Genomic DNA, 17,930 nt, shown 5'->3' on the forward strand with positions numbered 1-17,930 from the left:
TGGTTGAGGTAACACTTGCCCATACACCGCATTGAACAAGGAAAATACCCGGGCTGAGTAAAGCAAAAACACAATTGGTTGCCTAGGCTCCAAGATTACTAACTTCTGCACAAGCTGCTTTAGAAATCCCGGGTGGCTTAACCGCGGAGCAACATATAGTTCTAGGTTCAAAAAGAGGCATGGCGAACCATCCGCCAGCTGCTTGACCCGCTCTATCAAAAGGTCATCCGTAAGCAGCAGTTTGCCGTTGTGTTTGGCTGAGCCATCGACAACTACAAAGCCAGCTTGCTTGCTTTGGTCTATCACATCTTCGAAATGGCTATTCGCTAGTATTGCTCCAGTCCGTTTCCGAGCCCGTCGAACGGTAGCTAACAGTTCCTCAATTCTCTGCATAATACTTTTCGACAAGTGCCAGAGGGGAGCCATTAAAGGGAAGTTCCACCATGTTTAAGTTGGCTACTTGCACACGCTTGACCAGCCCCAGATTTGCTAAGTCGTTCAGCCGGTTATCTAAGCTGTTTGCGCTATAGCCAAAGAATTTTCCTATGTTACCAGCCTCTTCCAGCAACTCGGTGATGGTAATGGACTGCCTACCGCGGCGATTATCGTACAGGATGTAAGCCAGTAGCAGTGGATGGACTCCGTAAGGCTCCGGGCGCTCTATTCTATCGTTACTGATAGAAATCAAACGCAACTTCTCAAATGCTTCTGTATCCGTTAAAGCATTGAAAGTCTTGCTAATGAGACTTTCGACATAACGCTTCTTGTAATTAGTCTGAATATCGTTCGCTGAGGCCCAAAGCTTAAAGGCTTCTTGAAACCCATTTTTACTTGCGGCGTTACCGGCGCAATTTACTAAGTAAAAAAGGACAGGATTATGTTCACGAGCGGACCAGTGGTACACGCAGAGCCATTTGGAAAAATCCTCAACTAATCGTTTGTCCGATTTCTTTATTTCTTCCCCAAGTTTTGTTAGTTCCCTTTTAGTGCTCGCTAAGTTGAAATCCTTGAGGTATTCAATCAGGCCCCTGACCTTATTATCACCGAAGCCGGTTTCATTGATTAATACTTGATTTTCAGCTCCAAATAGGTTGAGAACTTGTGTGACTTCCCTAAGGATTAATCCGAAGCCTTGGTATTCGTGAATTGTTTGCATAGTGAGCTACTATATAAAGCAGGCGGCGCAACCTTGCTGGTCGTCTTCATCCAGGAATTTATCCATTAAGAAAGGGGAGCTATTAGCCGACTGCTCGACTCTTTTCTTCTGCTTCTGAATGTATTCCCTTTTTATCTGCTCGATGCGCTCAGGCTTCATTAGCTCCGCGAGGGACTCCCGCTCACTCCAGGTATAACCTTCTTTCTCGTATTTACCCGCCTTTTCAAAAAGCTCCGGGTGTTGCTCATAAAGCCAAACCCACTCAATTTTTTGCTGAAAAAAGCAGAAGTAGCATCCAGACCGGCTTCTCGAATACGTTCCTTTCTCGCCGTCTACCTCAAACTCTAGTTCCTCATAATACTTCGGGATGCCGACGCCACTTGTCCTCAATAAGGTGAAAATGTCTTCCTTCACCGATACCTTGGTGTCAGCCACTACCGGAAAGCTATTCACCTGTGCGAGTGGGTATTTTGTCGTTTTGAGGTAGCTAAAAACTAGCTGATTGAACGCCTTAGTATCAGCATTTAGCAGCAGGTCAAGCTTTTTCTTAGCCGAAAAACGTAGCGATAGAGGTTCTGCGATAATCTCACGGAACTCGTCATCAACCGTCACTTCGCCAGCTCCTATGGTGTCCAGTAACTGCTTGATGTTATCATTGGCCAGCACCTTGGTTATCACGTCTTCACTCCAAATATTCTTCCGGAAGGGAAAAATGGACTGAATGTTACTCTTCTTGGAGATGTACCCTTCCCGCTCTTCGTCACCTCGAATACCAACGTAAGAGACCACTGGGTCATTTCCGATAAACATTTCGAACGGCCGCAACTTCAAATACTGAGTACACCAGCGAGATTGAGTAGAGGGCAGATACTTGAACTTGCTTTTGTAAAGCAGCTCAAAAGGCCCTAATTGGTGATTCTCCGTGTCTTTAGAATGAGTCAGTCTGATAATGGGCTTACCCAAATAGACTTCCAGCCGCGTGACCAAGTCATACGTTTCTTGAAGCTCCTCACCAGTATCGGCGGTGTAGTACTCAATGTCCAGTTCAGGATAGTTGTCCTTCATGTAGATGGCCAGAGCTGCGCTGTCCTTGCCTCCAGAGATACCCAGGACGTGTCTTACTTTCTGACTCATGATATTAGCAGTTCATTTAGGAGGTTTGCGACAATAGCCAGGTTCACTTGCTTGTCGTGTTTCAGGGCACCGAGGCGTTTCATCAGCATGTCGGTGTCCTTCTTAACAATCTTCTCCTTGTCTTTGGGCAGTCGGATAATTGCCTTTTGTGCGCCGGCACCAAAAGCATTGAGTTCGATGCCAACGACAGATTCTTGGCTCGGGTCAATGTTGCTAGCTGACAAGCTGGTCAGGCTGTCCAGGTCAAGCAGCATGCGCTGGAACTTGTCATAAAGCATTGATTCGTCATCATCGCCGAAAACGTCCAGTGATTTGCCAACAACGGCCTGCGCCATTGCACTAAGCCAAGCATCACGGTCGGCGCTTGAGGAGTTCAAGCGTTGCACAAAAACCCGTTGATTAGGCATGAGCATTGGCTGACTCAATTTCTTGAACCGTTTTTGCAAAACTGCCCTGTATTCGATAAAAGGTAGGGGTTGACCTACAACGTCTTCCTGGACAAAGCTCTCAAAGCGAGTCAGTAGCTCAGGATATGCATGACGGATGCTACGGATAGCACCCTCTATCTTGTGAATGTACTCTGACAGTGACTCCGGTGAATTGAGCAAAGTACCCAGATTGTAGCCCAACGCCGAAGGGAAATCATCAAAGAAGGTCTTTTCTGGGTCTACTGAGGTTACAATAGCAGCCCGTAGTGCAAGCGCTTCCTTATCGAGCCGTTGGGTGTTTTTGGCATAAGTGGGTAACTGACGGTAGAAGGACAGGAAAGGACGAATTGTCTCAACGAAAGTCTGATTGTCAACGAACAATCTGTCCTGCTGCTGGAGAAAAGTCCGATAGCTGTTAAGCAAGTCCAGCTTAACTCCTTCTATATCAAAAGTCTTTACCTCGTAATCGGCAGGGTACTTAATAATCAGGTCAAGAGTCTCGTCTGATATCTGGGGAATATACCCTTTGTCTCCAAACAGCCCATAATCATCCCTCTTTAAGAACAGGAAAGTAGGTATCCAGAAATCTAGGAATCCTTGTTTGAGTTTAAAAGGAGCTGCAGCCAGCTTTTCATAGAGGCCCGTAATGGAACGGCGGCGGTCCTTCGCGCTTTGCAGAAACTGCTCTGAAACCTCCCAAAGCTCCTGGAATCGGTTAGGGTCAAGATGCTGTTCATTGCGACTACCAAAGCTTGTAGATATGCCGTTGGCTTTGAGCAGCGTGAGATAGATAGTTTTTTCGGGGGGGAACTTGCCCTTTTCAAACCCGAGGTCTGGTTTATCCCAGTCCGCTACTAACGCTTTGAAGTACTGCCGGCGAGCTGTGAAGATGGAATTTGAAATGACGTGCCGGTTCACCAACTCGTTTTTGAAAACCGGGGTGCTGGGATAGATGGTTTGGCAAACCCTGGACAGGAACTGATTGAAGAGTCGCTGTGAATGAATTTCCTGCCGTTCACCCTGCCAAAGCCAGGTTAGGTGAGGGGAGCCGATATAAAGGTTTCCTAATATAAAGTGATTGAGTGTTTTACGGGCTGCCTCAATGTTTTCATCAAGCAGGCGCAAAGCAATTTTATCCTCCGCATTATCAGCCTTTACTTGCTCTAGCTTTTGCAGTTCATAGAGCAAATCAATGATGTCGCGTGTGTTTTCGTAGTGAACGAAAATCAGTGCTTGCTCAGGGTGGGCTGCCGAGTGTGCCCGTACCGTCTCAGCCGATAGGTTTTCATTAAAGACGAGGTAAATCAAACCATCTACTTCACCTATGGGGTAATCGGCCCGCAATTCGTCAGTAATGACAAACTTAAATTGTCGTGGGGTGCCAAACTCATAGGTATACGCTTTGGCCAGAACAGGGGGCAGGTCATCATAGCGCTGAAGCAAAGCGGCAACCGCGTCACTCTTGGCAATCTTCTGTTCGGCTTCAATAAGGGCTGCCTCTACGTCGAGAGTGGTGCCGTTATTGGGAATGAAGCGCTTTGCATGTGCCCGATATAGAATGATTTTATGCTTCTTCAGTCCTTCAACAAGCTCAGCAGCATTTTCAATGCCTAAGGCAATCTTGGCATAACGCACTAAAAACGCCTGATTTAGGTCGCTACCCTGAGCCGCCGTGATGTTGAGTAGCCCGATGAATTTGAGCAGATGCTGGTAGGCTTCAATGTTCTCCGAGAAGGTCCGCTCAATCTCGTCCAAGCCGTTACGAATGGCCGACCAGGCGGCATAGTCCGGGTTGAATTTTGATTGGACAAACGAATAGAAATTGAAGAACAAGTAGTCGTATACTTGCCCAATATGATAGAACGCACCCGGCCGGTCACGACGAAACTGTTTCAGGCTGGTGTGGTCTGACGCCTCTAGAAATGAGAACAGACTGCGCTCGTTTTGGCCGTACCGTTGCAGGCATAGCGTCAGTACGTTCGCCGCCAGCAAATCCAGTGGGAAAAGCCCTGTCGCTACTTCCTCTGCGTAAGCGGGCTTGAGGTCGAAAGCTCGCGTGTCATTGGCTATTAAGACTGTCTGCAGTACCGCTTCTTCCTCGTGGGCATCACGCTTTTCCGCAGTTAAGTGGGATGCAGCTAGGCGTAGCAATTGTTCAATGGGCTCATTGAAGGTTACTTCTCGAAAACGACCCTTGACTTTGCTCCATTCCTGCCGTTGCGGCACACTCAGTCCGAAGGCATAAGCATCAAAATTCTGATGCACCGTCGTGATAAGCAACACATTGTGACTCGTGTCAGCAGCAAACTCAGCCAAGCTTTGCAAGAAGTAAACAGCAGAGTTGGGGTCGTGCGCAGCAGCATGCTCCAGAAACTTGCCAAATTCATCTACCAGAATAACAAGGCGGCCTTTTTTGAGCGTCGCCTGATGCTGGTAATAGAGAGCAGCAAGGATGGCAGCACTATCAGCCCCCGGTTCTAAACCATAGCGTTCAGCCATCATGTCGGCCAGCGACTGATACTCGCCAACGAAATGTACTACCTCAGTGGGGCCGGCACCAAAGAGCTTATCCTTGAAGTAGGGCTTTTGTCCCGTGAGATTTTGCTCAAGAGCCCATAGAAAGGCACTTTTTCCTGTACCGTATGAACCAATGAGTGTGAAGGCACGGATTCCAGTCTGGTAATCGGCCAGCAACTGGGAGACAATGCGTCGAGTATTGTCCGTAGGAATGTAATTCAATGCCCGGTTGGCATCCCTTACGATATTAACCGAGGGGCTAAACATTGGCTGGGACATAGTAATCTCTTAAAACCTTGTACTTATCAGCTGGCTTCTCACGAAACTGAAGTTCGCGGACCCCTGCTTGGTCATTATATGTGAGGAAGTCGTACTGGCTGACCAGTTGCTCAATCTTGCGTCGCAGCCCGGCTCGGTTCATGGCAAATACCGCACAAGGCATTCCAGGGTCGTTTTCCAAGGTTTCCAAACTTACGGACAGGCCCACGCCAGGAGAGTCTAACAGGCAGTACAAAATCCAGTCAGCTGGGACGTCGTCTCGGTCAGAGGGGGTTATGACAAACACTGGAATTTCACCTTTGCCGTCTTCTGTTTTGCGCGGGAAAGAGTGTACAAGGTTCAACTCGGTTAGGATGCCAGAGAAGCTGTCCTCACGGTCTTTCGTCTTAACACCCCGCTCGGCTATGCCGCGATGATACATTTTCAAGAAGACCCCGAAGTCATCGATTATGCTTTTGGGGCTTATCGAGAATCCTTCCTCACGTCCTTTCTGCTCGATAAACCGTCCGTAGTCTTCTCGGGTAAATTCGATTTTACGCTTCCTAAACTCATTGAATATAATCCAATAGGTAGAGGCAAAGCGGGTCTTCACCAGTTGATAATGAAGTAGCCACAAAGTAGCGTTGTCTTCTAAAAAAGCATCGAAAGGTGCATCTGCATCTCGACCTCCAAAAATTAGGTCGGCTAGCTTAGTAGGAGTATCAGTGGCTTCATCAACCAACCCGAAGGCACGTAACCAATGCTTGATAGCGCGGACCATGTTATTGCCTACCCCAAGGATGACAGGGGCATCGTCGGCAGTGAACGAGCGGCCTTCCCGCAGGTAGTCGTAGCCCTTCTTGAGCCAAAGCAGCCGGCACTGAAAGCTGTCATGGCCGCTAAAAGTGTACTTCAAAGATGGGAGCATGGAGAAGGCATTCTTGCTCAGCATGGCTAAGCCTGTTTGAAAAGTAAAAAAGGTAAAAGTAACGCTAAAAAAGCTAGCATTTTCTCGAAAATCGAAGTTCGAGCGAGGGTCTAAGATTATCAGTGCGTTAGCTTTTTTTTGTTGATTTAAAGGATATTAGCAAGCATTTAGATTGAAAACCCATTCACGCAGGCCCATTCTTTCTTTGAGACCAATGGTTTCATTATAAACCCAGGTTCTGAGCCGCATTGTAGCTCACTACATCGTCTAAGCGGGAGTAGCGGTCTATCATAGCGTCGGTCTTCTGCTTGGTTTGGTTCTTAATGAAGCGGTTCGACTGACCGCGTAGCACTGACACGGTAATAAAGGAGACGCGAAGGGAGTGAGCAGAGTAGTTTTTCTCCGGAATCCTGTGCCCTTCCTCGTCGTGGTTTAGGTGCAACTGCACCAGCCTATTTACCCTTAAAGCTGACAGACGCTTTTGCGTGGCTAGCGCTTCGCCCTTCACCTTGCCGCGCTTAAGTGAGACGAACAGCGGACCAGTGCTCCGACACAGCTGCTGTACCCAGGCGCGGGTGCTGCGCACGGGGCAAAAGGCTGCTGTCGCCGCATAGAACACTGCCTTGTCTTCGGCCTCGCCGGCTTGATTGGTTTTGCTTTTGGGCAGATGTACAATCAATGCCCGCTCGGTGAACTCCAGATGCTCCACGTTCAGGGTCACGAGTTCCGAGCGGCGAAAGGCGCCGGCAAAGCCCAGCAGCAGCAGGGCCCGGTCGCGCAGGCCAGCTGCAGTGGCCATGTCCAGGCGGCGGATGCTCTCCTTTAGTTCGTCTACGGTAAAGGCCGGCGCCTGCTTTTGCCGCTTACCCAAGGCGCGGGTGATGCCGTCCAACACAAGGGCCAGCTCGTCGGCGTGCACCGGCGACCGGTAGCCACGCAGTTGGTGGTGCTTATGAATGGCCGCGAGGTGTCGCTTAATGGTCGAGAGCTTGCGGGGTATGTCGGCTAGGTCGGCTACGTATCGGGCGACGGTGGCCACCTCGGCCGGCAGCGGGCATAGCCCGTGCAGTGTGCAGTACGCCCCGAAGCTTTTCAAATCGGCCGAGTAGGCGAGCACCGTGTTGTCGGCGCCTTCCAGGCCGAGCTTGAGGTAGCGGGCGACGTTGTCGGCCGCGGTAGCGAGTTGCGAGCCCAAGGCCTGGGGCTGGTCGGGAATCCGGGCGAGTTCGGTGCTCATGCAGGCAAAAGTAACCGGAAATACTTTAGGTATTATAAGTAAGAATTATGATGCCTAAAGTGTCTTAATTTGCCAATGTTACTTAAATATGATAATGAAACCTTATCGTACCTAAAGTAAGAAATTATGGAAGGGCCTGTCTGATGAGGTTGAGCCAAGCCCAGAAGCTTGAACATCCCGTTAGCTGCAACTTCATGCTGTTACCAGTTGAATGGAGCCAAGCCAATCTGCAAACCGCTATTTTCAACCCGTTTTACATCCACCAAATCTGAACCTCAATTGGAGCTACTAACCCACTATAACGGCGCTGTCTTTTTTATCGACCTACTCGGCATGGGCGCATTAACCCAAGGGCTGATACCATTGGAGGCAGAAGACTATACTCCCTGGCTAGAACATCACGAGTACGAGCACAATAATCAGTTTCTAGCCGCCGCCGTGGTTGCAGAGTTTCGCAAGCTGCTCGCAGAATATGCCCAGCTGCACACTGATGTTACCGTAACCCAGCTTTCGGATGGAGCCTTTATTTGGTCGCGTCAACCATCTGCGGTGGTTACAGCTGCGGGAACCCTGATGAGCGAAGCCATCAAAAATGGAGTGCTTTGCCGCGGAGGAATGGCATATGGCCAGATTATAGAAACCAATCAAGCCCATGCTTTGGGTAGGTTCATTGTGGGCCAAGCGGTAACTGATGCTGTTAAACTTGAGGGACTTGCCAAGGGCGCGCGTGTGCTAGTTAACAGCGATTTCCCTCACAGCTTGTGGGAGCGAGATAAGGCTTTCGCAGAACGAATGCAGCCCTTATTTGAGCCATTCACAAACCCGCTGGACTTCAGTGTATATGATGAATTCAAATGGTATCTAGTTCCTAAGGAAGCATATCAAAGCCAGGATTTGCGTCTCCTGTCCAAGGAGGACCGAATCAAGTTTACCAAAATTCGATTGAAGCTAGCCAATGTAGTGCGCTGCGCGCCAAGGCTTAGTTGGAACAGTCGCACCGGAGCAGGTCGTGTCCAAGTGACGGCTAGTATTTCCATCCTCGCTCAGAACCATGCACTGGGCGTTTCCCACAACTTTGAGTGGAATGATTCAGTTGAAAAACGGTCACAGAGCATTGTGAACAGCATCAATCAAACGCTGGAGGCGGATACAGATTATGTGTATCGTCATTAGTAGTTTCCTAAGCTAGCTCACGATGTTAACCGACCCCATCCTACAGGCCATTCTACTTGGTTACTCTCCTCCGATGAGTCTTTGCGACTACTCCAGCTATCTTTCCCAGCGGGTATACCGCCATCTCTCGGACGTTTTTCGCTTTGGGTTGAGTTTCTCCGAATTAGGATTGACCGACCATTTTATCTTAGACCTGGCAAGGTTCTCTCACCGGAGCCGTTCCGCTACTGTCAAGGTTTACAAGACGTCGTGGCCGGTGGAAACCGCGTTTGGCAACGACATTGATTTATTCGTGGGCGACGGGACCGGCCAGTACGACTGGTACGCGCTGCAAGCCAAGGTGATGTCCCACGAAGGCGAGTTTAACGATTTGAAAATCAAGGCCAAGGGCGAGTTTCATCAGTGGCTCAAGCTGCTGACGCACGAGCGATTGTTTGGCTCTCAGGCCTTTTACCTGTTGTACGTAGGTAAATCAAAGACCAATTTTCCAACAACCGGGCCGACGAAGAAGGATTGCAACGGGGTGGCTCCCATCGGCGAATACGGTCTGAGCTTGGTGAAAGCGTTGAACATTCATAAAACGGTCACGCGTACCACTCCTATGAAGTTCACCGAGGTGTTTCCCGACTTGGTGGAGCCGCTGCGGAGCATCTTCTGCTGTCCCCGTCCATTGCACTTGACCGCTAGAAAATACACCGAAGATGAAATAGCTACGCCCGCTTATCGGCAGGTGTACGCGCGAGCCAAAAGCGATGACATCTACCAGGGATATAATGCTTCAGACCATGTTCTGCCCGACGGCTTTGCTCCACTTCGCGTCCTGATTGACCTCAATTCGGATGTGGATGAGAATAAGGATGCGCGTTAAGCCCTTTCGAGTCCATTAAAGAAAACCGGGATGTTTGAGTGGTGAAGTGAGCTTTGCAGGCTATGCTTTCAGTTGAATCACAGGTTTATGCCCGGTGAGGAAACCCGGAATGTTAGCATTTGATGTGCTGGTCAGACCTTACCAGGAAGTGGAAAATTATGGCCGACGAGGCCAAGTGCGTTTTTAGCAGTTATCTAGCTGCCTTTCCCAAGATTGCCCGAACAATTCCTAACGTCGCAACAAGCACTAGCTGATTATGAGTATTGCTAAGCTCTACCTATTCAACAAAAACACGGATGCTAGCGCGGCCATGCGTGGCTACCAATACCAGGTATTCAAGACACTGGAAACTTGGCTTGATAACTTTCTGAATAGCCGCGACGAAACCATTTACTGTGACTACGAGGAGGATATCTTCCAGCACGACGAAGTAACTCAGGCGGCGCGGTTTCGCCAATTGAAACTCTACTCATCGAACTTCTCCTTCAGCAGCGAGGAAATCAAGAAAGCGCTGGCTCACTTTTTCATGCTGCACGTCAAAACTGACCATGCCGCTAAGGACAAGGAGTTTGTGTTCGAGGCAAATAGCCGGGTGGCCGACTTCCGTGAGGGTAACCAAGCAGACTTGTTACGGCGCTGGGTAGCAGACCAGGAAGCAATGCCGGATGCTCTACTCGGCGAATGCGCGAAGCAGGTAAAAACCGTCGTTTCGAAGTTCATTCAGGACCGGGCACAGGAGCTTGAAGACCAACTGGCTGAGCGGGAGAAGAAAAGCGCTGGCGACGCCGATAAGCTGCTGCAGATACAAAATGAACAACATACCCTGCAGGAAGCATTGGCTGTGTTTCACCGACTTACCGATGGGGATTGGGACGCATTTACCCGCAGCATCAAATGGCAGTTTGAGGGTGTCGCGCCAGCCGACGCGTTTGCCGGCACCATCCGCCGTATTGAAGAACAGATAGCCGAGTTGCCCTTTGACATTCCTCAAGCGCGTCAGGAAGGCATGTTTGGGGTGCTGTGCAAACGCGTGGTGATTAAGGCCTCAGAATCAGAACCTGAAAACCGGACATTAATCGGGGAAGAATTGCGAGGCCTAATCCTGGAGAACGGCACAGAGGAGGAGCAGTGGTATCAAGAGGTATTCACCAAATGGAGCCAAGCTAGGCAGCCAGATGATTTCCGCCTTGGGGAGTTCTACGAAGTACTTAAAGCGGTGAAATTCTGCCGTTGGAGCAAAAACCTGATGAGCCATGACGCTTTCTGGTTTATCCTGCTGGACTGGTATATCGCCCATCTGGCTGGTCAGCCAGGTCTTCGTAAGAGCGCCATTTATGAACGGGTGATGCTGCAGCTGCGGCCAATGGAGTATCTCACGCCACCCAGTGGAGACCTCATGGGCAGTGAAGGCTTTGTACGCGAGTACTTCCAAGACTTAACGCCTAGCACAGATATCACGGATTTTGAGAATACCCAAAGCCTACTAATGATAGTATGGGCCGTGGTGGGAATGGGCAAAGCGGCATTGGAACCCACCGAAGTGGCCGAATGGCAGCGGCAGCACAATGAGCTAATGGAGCAGCAATTTGCTCAGACCGCTAATCCAGCTGAGCGATGCCGCTTGCTGGAAAGTCGGTTTAATCGGCTGTTTGTCGTTCACAGCCGGGCGAGAACGGAAGAGATAGTAGCCGAACTGCTGGCCCCGTTGGAAGAGCTGTATAGCCAAGTGAAAACGGCTACTCTGTACGATGCTTCGCAACTGAGCAGTCGACTGCACACACTTATCAAGCTGCTGATTCAAGTCGATGAAACAGAAAATGAGCTGGTAATTGAGGCGCTCCGTGACTACGTGCGGCGGTTGGATAAAGAAGTGGTGCAGGAGAAAAAAGGCGCCCATCAAGCTGCCCGCCAGTTGGTGGCGGAAGGGATGGAATATCTCAAATCCAGCAATCGCACGGCGCTGCTCAAAGCCTTGAGAGACTTTCACGACGCAAAGGACCGTTGGCTGCAGGCCGAAACCTTTGAAGGCTATACCCTCGCTCTGCTCAACATCGCCCAGGTGTACAGCGCCATGGACATGCATTTCGCGGCAAAGTATTATGGGTTGTGGGCTGCCTGGGTAAGCTGGCAAAAAGGCTCGCGAGAGCTATTGAAACGAATAGCTCAAGGTTATGGAATGGCGTTCCACGCCGACTTTACGCAAGGGGCTTGGTTTAGCGCGCTGCTGGATTTTGAGTTCTATATCATGACCCGGCACGAGTTTGACACGCAGCCCCTCGATGCGGAGGAGGCCGAGATGCCCCGGAAAATCATTACTGATTACGGGTTCATCTTGTATGCAGCTCCGGTTTTAGCTCCCCACCTACAGGCCCTAGCGCAAGCCAAGTTAACGGCTACCGGATACCTGAAGGAAGATTACCTTGATGAGTTGCTGGCCATGCTCCAGACGGAGTTGCCAGAACCTAAATTAAGGGAGGGACTGGTCAGAAACTTTACGGATGCACCGCTTAGTGATATGGGCAGTGAAAGAACTATCCGGTTTCATGCCCTAGGCATGGAGTGGCATGTCCACTTCCTCAACAATTATGAGCTAACTGCATTGGGTGAGGAGTTCTGTGCTATGCTACAGATACTGCTAGCAGAAATAGCGCTGTCCAAGGCTGATTTCCATTTGCCACAGGGCATTGTCGATATCACTCTGGAATTGACGACCGATGTCCGGCCACCCGAACAGTTACTGGAAGACCAGAAGTCAAAGTGGAAGGTCTTTGTTCAGCATGTGGAGAGCACAGACTTCGAAGTCGTAAAGTTGGGAATTGCCTGGGTTACCATCGCCTTGCGAAGCATTCTGCATGATATCAGCTTGCTTCCGGTGAAGGAGTTTGACGAAGCTTTCTGGGGGCTTTTTTCGCAGGGCAACCTCGCGTCAAAATCAATGCAGGTCACTTCCTACCAGCGCATGTATCGCTCAATGTTTTCGAAGGAAAGCTTTGACGACCTCTTTCGACATCTGTTTAGCCCAGTGGAGGCGGTACCCGGTTTTCCAAATGAAAATGCAGCCATGCAGTTAAAGGCAGGCTTAAGTAAAAAATACAACCAAGCTGATGCGCTCAGGTTAGTTGCCAAACGTTTTAAGAAAGTCACTCGCAACCTGCACGTAACACTTGCCCGGCTAAAGCAGGATGCAGGCTTTGGACCATGGCTTGAAGGTCTTCGCTCCGAGGGTTGGCAGGATTGGATGATTCTTTGGGCCATGATGACGTTCATGGTTAACTACAAAGCGCAGAAAGCTATTGAAGGGCGGCAGTTTGCTTCGGGAGAGGAAGAACAAAAAGCACTTGCAGTAGAGTTTCGGCGGATAATCGAGCTTGACGAGATTCAGGCGCCGGGAATATTTCCCTTGCAAGCATTTCAATCGAGGGGTTTCAAAAGGACCCTTTCGCATACACCTATTGCTGTATTAGAGTCATTCGGTCTGGAGAACAAAGCGCGGGTTCCTAATCCAAAAGCTGTAAAGAAATTTCTGGATGAACGCTTCAATGTTCAGGTGGATAACGACGACGAGCACAATCCGCTGCTATGAAAATTGACTACATGCCCTGGCTGGCGTAATGTTTCGTCCTGTCACTACAAACTGCCGACCCCAGACATAATTGCCTGCCCCTGCTTGTCATTGAAGTCCTAACCACTATCCGAATCTTCACGCCGACAAAACTGACAAAAGGTATTGCGTCAGTTTTGTCGGCGTTAGCTTTGATAATCCTTCCAGATTACGATTAAGTTAGTTAGCTGGCGAGCATCCCTAAGTGCAAGAGCAAGTTGCTACAGCGACATTCTGGGAGAAGAAATGATAGTCGAATAAACCTGAATTATGAATAGGGGAGCTGAGTTGTTGGATAACCAGATAAAAGCGGAACGTGAGCAGTTGCGTCGTCAGGACCCCTCTCACAAATACCATGGTATGCCTCCCGTATATCATAGTTCGTTTCACTTGTACTTGCGCTAGGTGCTCGCCCGGATTCGACCACCACGTATAGGTTCGGATGGGACTTCACCACCTCCTCTCATCAATGTCTATGATGACGATTTTCAAAGTGTTATAGCACTTTACAAACAGGCGCCCATTAGTCTGAATGAAACAGGGGCCTTTCTAGAAGAGTTATTTGATGAGCAGTTCGAGGCTACATTCGACCGCATGGCCAATGCGAACGACTATGAGTACGTGGCGGACACTCTTAGCGAAGAAACAGAACTACTGAATCCTACTCCCGCTATTGTGGTTCGAGCACTTACTTGGCTCAAAGAGCAGGGAGAACTACTGAAGGTTACTAGCCACAGCCTGCCAGATGATATTGTGCCTACTGTTCCCGATAGCTCACCCCAGGAAGTAAGCTTAGTTACTGAGCCGGTAGAGCTGGCAGTGAACACAACAGTCAAACTAGAGTTGAGGCAGGTAGCGCTGCTTTACATCTACCAAGGCAAAGTCATTCCTCCAGCTCCGGCAGCTGATGCCATAGCAAAGGAGTATGGTCATAAAAGCGGAAAAAGACTATATGACAAGGCGCGCGAGCTGCGTAATCCCACTGACCGTACGGGGGTTAGTGCACCAGCGCGCCCCAAAATGATTAAGGATATAACAGCAGTCATTCCACTCTTGACAGGGATAGCACAGCAAACGGCAAAGGGAGAACTAAAACAATTGACCAAGCAGAAAGAATAGAAAGACGTAGTGCACCCTGGCCTTTGGCCTTCGTCGGCGCTATTTGAAAGCGGACCACTAAACAGGCAGTGGGGAAAATGCAAGACCTGCCGGCCTTCACTGATAACGGCGTATCCGTATTCCACATGCGCTAGTCGGACAACGACCCGCGCAGTTTCTTGCAGATGTATTGGTACAGCTTTTACGCCTACAACAGCTAGAATAGGGTAATAAGGAAGTACATAAGCGCACTTGTGTAAACCAAATCGTAAACCAAATGCAAAACAGCCACCTAACATTGAAGTTAAGTGGCTGATTATAAACGAGCGAGAAACGAGGTTCGAACTCGCGACCCTCAGCTTGGGAAGCTGATGCTCTACCAACTGAGCTACTCTCGCGGAGTGTTTGGTAAGGCAAAAGTACGGCGGCGCGGCCAATCGGCAAGCTCGGCCGCTAAAAACCCGGCCGCGGCGGGCGGCGTATGCACCACCGTATGGCCGCCGCTCCCCTTTCGCCCGCTACCCGCCGCCTCCTGGGCTGGATGTTTCTGTTCACCGGCATCTTGCTGGGGCTGGGGCAGTTGATCCGGCTGGGTATTGCGGCCTACGCCTGGTCGCTGGAGGGCATCGAGGGCGGGCTCGAGGTGGGCCTGGTGCTGCTCTACCTGCTGGGCTTGGTGGGGGCCGGCCTGCTGGTGCGCTACGGCCGCCGGCTGGTGCGCGGCGGCCGGCTGGCCGACGGCCCGGCTAAAGAAACCATCCTTTAGCGCCCGCCCCGGGGCCCGGTTGGCCGGCGGGGCCCCACCTTTGCTGCCCTTATGTCGTCTCCCCTCCGCATTGCGCTGGCCAAGGCCAACGCCGCCACCGCCGCCCAACTGGCCGACCTGGGCCGCCAAACCTTCCAGGATACCTTCGCCGCCACCACTGCGCCCGCGGACATGGCCGCTTTTCTAGCCAAGACCTTCGGGCCCGAGCAGCAACTGGCCGAGCTGCAGGATTCGGCCAATACCTTCCTGCTGGCCCATATGCAGGGGGCCGTGGTGGGCTACGCCAAGCTGCGCGAGCCCTCGGCCCTGGGCCTGCCCGAAGGCGAGGATGCCCCCGCCGGCCGTCTCGAAATTGAGCGCCTCTACGTGGCCGAAGACTGGCTGGGCACCGGCCTGGGCGCGGCCCTGATGCGCGCCGTGCTGGCCCTGGCCGAGCAGCTGCACTGCACCGCCGTGGTGCTGGGCGTGTGGGAGAAAAATGCCCGCGCCCTGGCGTTCTACCAGCGGTTCGGCTTCCGCGAAATAGGGGCCCACGACTTCCAGATGGGCCAAACCGTGGACCGCGACCTGATCCTGCGCAAAGGCCTGGCCGGCCGATGAGGGCCCCCGCGCCGGCTCGCCACGGCCCTTGCCGGCGCGGGCCCCTGCTGCTGCTGCTGGCCGGGGCCCTGGGGCTGCCCGCCTGCCAGCCGGGCAGCGGCCCCGACCGCGCCGCGCCGGCCCCGCCGCCCGTGGGCCACTACGCAGGCACGGCGCAGCTCGCCGCCGGGCAGCCCGCCCAGGCCGTGGCCCTGGAGCTGCGCCACCCCGCCCCTGGCCACTACACCGCCGAGCTGACCGGGCCCCCGGCCCTGAGTTTCGTGGCCGATACCATACTGTTTCAGGGCGGGCAGCTGCGCCTCGTGCGCCCCGGCCGCCCCGGCGAAGCGCTGGCCCTGACGCTCGACGGCGACTTCTGGCGCGGCACGCTGCGCCTCGATTCGGTGCAAGCGCCCGTGCTGCTGGTGCGGCGCGGCCCGCCCACGCCTACCATGTACCGCGTTGAGGAAGTGCCGCAGGCCCAGGGCTCGGCCTGGCTGTTTGCCCCGGCCGACGTGCGCACCGCGGGCGCCGGCCTGGCCCTGCTGCCCGACGCCGCCACGGGACCCGCTGCCGCCATCTGGGCCGATGCCCTGGCCCGCTACGGCCTCACCGTGCTGCTGCTGCCCGCCACCGACTCGGCCAGCGCGGCCCCCACCGGGGCCCTGCTGGCCGCCGCCCGCCGCCTGCTGCGCAACACCGCCGGCGTGGACACCGCCAACCTCGGCACTTGGGCCACCGGCCCCCGCGCCGATGCCGCGGCACTGGCCCTGGCTGCCCCCGGGGGCCCCCGCACGGCGTTCTTCATCGTGCAAAACGCGCCGGTAGCCGCCGCCAGCCGCGACGCCTACCGCGCCCTGGCCCGCCAGAAGCTACCCGTGCTGGGTCTCTACGGCGGCAGCGGGGCCGCCGGGACCGCGGCCGCCGCTGCCTTGCGCGGGACTCTGCGCAGCCCCGCCGTGCGCACCTACCGCCTGGCGGGCCCCGGCTTGCTGGTGCTCGGCCCTGGGGGCCCCACCTTCGCCCCGGGCCTGCCCGATGCAGTGGTGCAGTGGCTACCCCGCCCGCAGTAGGGGCCCTAAAGTTGGTTTTTGCGGGTTACGGTAGCACAGGGTGGTCCGGCGATTTTTTCCGTCGTCGGGCCACCCTGACTACGGCCCGGGGCTCCTATTTAAGGACAAGGGTGGCCTGACGACTGAAAAGGTTGTTGGGCCACCCTTGTCTTTACCTATCGCCAGCCGCTGCTACCGACGAGCCGCTCCGCTGGGGGCTGGTTGCTGGCTGGCGCAAGGGCTGCCCCGCGGCTGGCGCTACTGCGGCAACGCCACCGTGACGCGGTGGGCCAGCGGGGGGGGGCAGGGGGTGGGCGGCCCTACAGGTAGCGGCTGCGGGCTGTAAAGGGCGCACAGCGAATGGCTTACCTGGTAGAGGTGGCCGGGTGCGGCGGCGGGTAGGCCGTCGAGCAGGCCAGCCAATACTTCCCAGCGCGGGGCCCCGGGCTGGCGGCCGGCGTCGTGCCACACCACCACGGTTTGGGGCCCCACGAGGTGCGCGAACACGCGGGCCGTGTCGCGGCGCACGGCCTCGTAGCGGTGGTCGCCGTCGATGAAAATCAAATCAAACGGCGCGCCTAGGCTGGTGAAATCGAAGGTGGCGGAGTTGCCGTGCAGGTGCGCGACGTTGGGCAAATCCTTGGAGAAAAACCCGTGCAAGTCAATGTATGCCTCCGCCAAGCCCAGGGCCCGCATCTCGGCGGCCGATAGGTTGAGGGTGTGGACGGTGGCAGCCACGGCGGCCACGTTGGCCGCGCTTTCGCCCCGCCAGGTCCCAATTTCGAAGTAGCGGCAGCCGGGGCGCTGCCGGGCCAGGCCGCGCAGCAGCAGCAAATCGGTGGGCAGCGAGCCGCCCTCCTCGAAGGCAAAGGGAGCTGCGGTATCGGTGCCGCCGGGGGGGAGGAAGTGGCGGAGCGGCACTACTGGCAGGCCCTGGGGCCCCACGCTCCAGCGGGTGGCGTGCGCCAGGGCTTGCCGCTGCCACGCGGCGGTGTCGGCGGCCAGCACGCTGTTTAGCAGCCACGGGTTGCGGGCCAGGCGGGCGAGGGCGGATAAGGTTTTGGAGAGGCGCGACACGGGTGCGAAGCTAGGCCCGGCGCCCGTAGCACGATGTAGTGTGGACTTTAGCTGCGCT

General features: G+C 53.6%; 13 protein-coding genes and 1 tRNA gene. 7 read left to right on the top strand and 7 right to left on the bottom strand.

What is annotated here, in order from left to right:
• Positions 1–379 precede the first annotated feature (379 nt).
• From EAH73_RS15855 to EAH73_RS15875, 5 genes are all read right to left on the bottom strand, one after another.
• The gene (locus EAH73_RS15855; RefSeq protein WP_140468256.1) at positions 380–1,156 is read right to left on the bottom strand and encodes a DUF4007 family protein; all 777 of its coding nucleotides are present in this window, start codon (positions 1,154–1,156) and stop codon (positions 380–382) included.
• Positions 1,157–1,165: 9 nt separating this feature from the next.
• Positions 1,166–2,290: a phosphoadenosine phosphosulfate reductase family protein gene (locus tag EAH73_RS15860; protein WP_140468257.1), complete on the bottom strand. Its 1,125-nt coding sequence runs from the start codon at positions 2,288–2,290 to the stop codon at positions 1,166–1,168.
• A complete protein-coding gene (locus EAH73_RS15865) occupies positions 2,287–5,514 on the bottom strand; it encodes a hypothetical protein (RefSeq protein WP_140468259.1) in 3,228 nt (1,075 codons plus the stop codon). The genes EAH73_RS15860 and EAH73_RS15865 overlap by 4 nt, the downstream gene beginning before the upstream one ends.
• On the bottom strand, positions 5,495–6,445 hold the full coding sequence (locus EAH73_RS15870) for a DUF4007 family protein (RefSeq protein WP_140468261.1): 951 nt from the start codon (positions 6,443–6,445) through the stop codon (positions 5,495–5,497). The genes EAH73_RS15865 and EAH73_RS15870 overlap by 20 nt, the downstream gene beginning before the upstream one ends.
• A 199-nt stretch (positions 6,446–6,644) precedes the next feature.
• A complete protein-coding gene (locus tag EAH73_RS15875) occupies positions 6,645–7,658 on the bottom strand; it encodes a tyrosine-type recombinase/integrase (RefSeq protein WP_140468263.1) in 1,014 nt (337 codons plus the stop codon).
• A gap of 168 nt (positions 7,659–7,826) precedes the next feature.
• Here EAH73_RS15875 and EAH73_RS15880 point away from each other — a divergent pair, with 168 nt between their 5' ends.
• From EAH73_RS15880 to EAH73_RS15895, 4 genes are all read left to right on the top strand, one after another.
• On the top strand, positions 7,827–8,831 hold the full coding sequence (locus tag EAH73_RS15880; protein WP_140468265.1) for a hypothetical protein: 1,005 nt from the start codon (positions 7,827–7,829) through the stop codon (positions 8,829–8,831).
• 22 nt (positions 8,832–8,853) lie between these two features.
• Positions 8,854–9,699, top strand: coding sequence for a DUF6615 family protein (locus EAH73_RS15885; protein ID WP_140468267.1), 846 nt, complete (start codon positions 8,854–8,856; stop codon positions 9,697–9,699).
• Between the two features lie 256 nt (positions 9,700–9,955).
• Positions 9,956–13,282, top strand: coding sequence for a hypothetical protein (locus EAH73_RS15890; RefSeq protein ID WP_140468269.1), 3,327 nt, complete (start codon positions 9,956–9,958; stop codon positions 13,280–13,282).
• Positions 13,283–13,705: 423 nt separating this feature from the next.
• Positions 13,706–14,419, top strand: a complete 714-nt coding sequence (locus EAH73_RS15895) for a hypothetical protein (protein ID WP_140468271.1) — start codon at positions 13,706–13,708, stop codon at positions 14,417–14,419.
• A 304-nt stretch (positions 14,420–14,723) separates the two neighbouring features.
• Here the strand turns inward: EAH73_RS15895 and EAH73_RS15900 are convergent.
• A tRNA-Gly gene (locus EAH73_RS15900) sits at positions 14,724–14,796 on the bottom strand.
• A gap of 95 nt (positions 14,797–14,891) precedes the next feature.
• Between EAH73_RS15900 and EAH73_RS15905 the strand changes: the two genes are divergently transcribed.
• From EAH73_RS15905 to EAH73_RS15915, 3 genes are read left to right on the top strand one after another with little or no spacing between them, the layout of a single operon-like run.
• Positions 14,892–15,164, top strand: coding sequence for a hypothetical protein (locus EAH73_RS15905; RefSeq protein WP_140468273.1), 273 nt, complete (start codon positions 14,892–14,894; stop codon positions 15,162–15,164).
• Positions 15,165–15,215: 51 nt separating this feature from the next.
• The gene (locus EAH73_RS15910; protein ID WP_140468275.1) at positions 15,216–15,764 is read left to right on the top strand and encodes a GNAT family N-acetyltransferase; all 549 of its coding nucleotides are present in this window, start codon (positions 15,216–15,218) and stop codon (positions 15,762–15,764) included.
• Positions 15,761–16,816, top strand: a complete 1,056-nt coding sequence (locus EAH73_RS15915; RefSeq protein ID WP_140468277.1) for a hypothetical protein — start codon at positions 15,761–15,763, stop codon at positions 16,814–16,816. The genes EAH73_RS15910 and EAH73_RS15915 overlap by 4 nt, the downstream gene beginning before the upstream one ends.
• Positions 16,817–17,053: 237 nt before the next feature.
• Here EAH73_RS15915 and EAH73_RS15920 read toward each other — a convergent pair whose 3' ends face one another.
• Positions 17,054–17,872 (bottom strand): class I SAM-dependent methyltransferase, encoded by an 819-nt coding sequence (locus EAH73_RS15920; RefSeq protein ID WP_140468279.1) that lies wholly within the window; start codon positions 17,870–17,872, stop codon positions 17,054–17,056.
• Positions 17,873–17,930 lie beyond the last annotated feature (58 nt).

It is taken from the genome of Hymenobacter nivis (assembly GCF_006439025.1).
GTDB classification, from domain to species: Bacteria; Bacteroidota; Bacteroidia; order Cytophagales; family Hymenobacteraceae; genus Hymenobacter; species Hymenobacter nivis_A.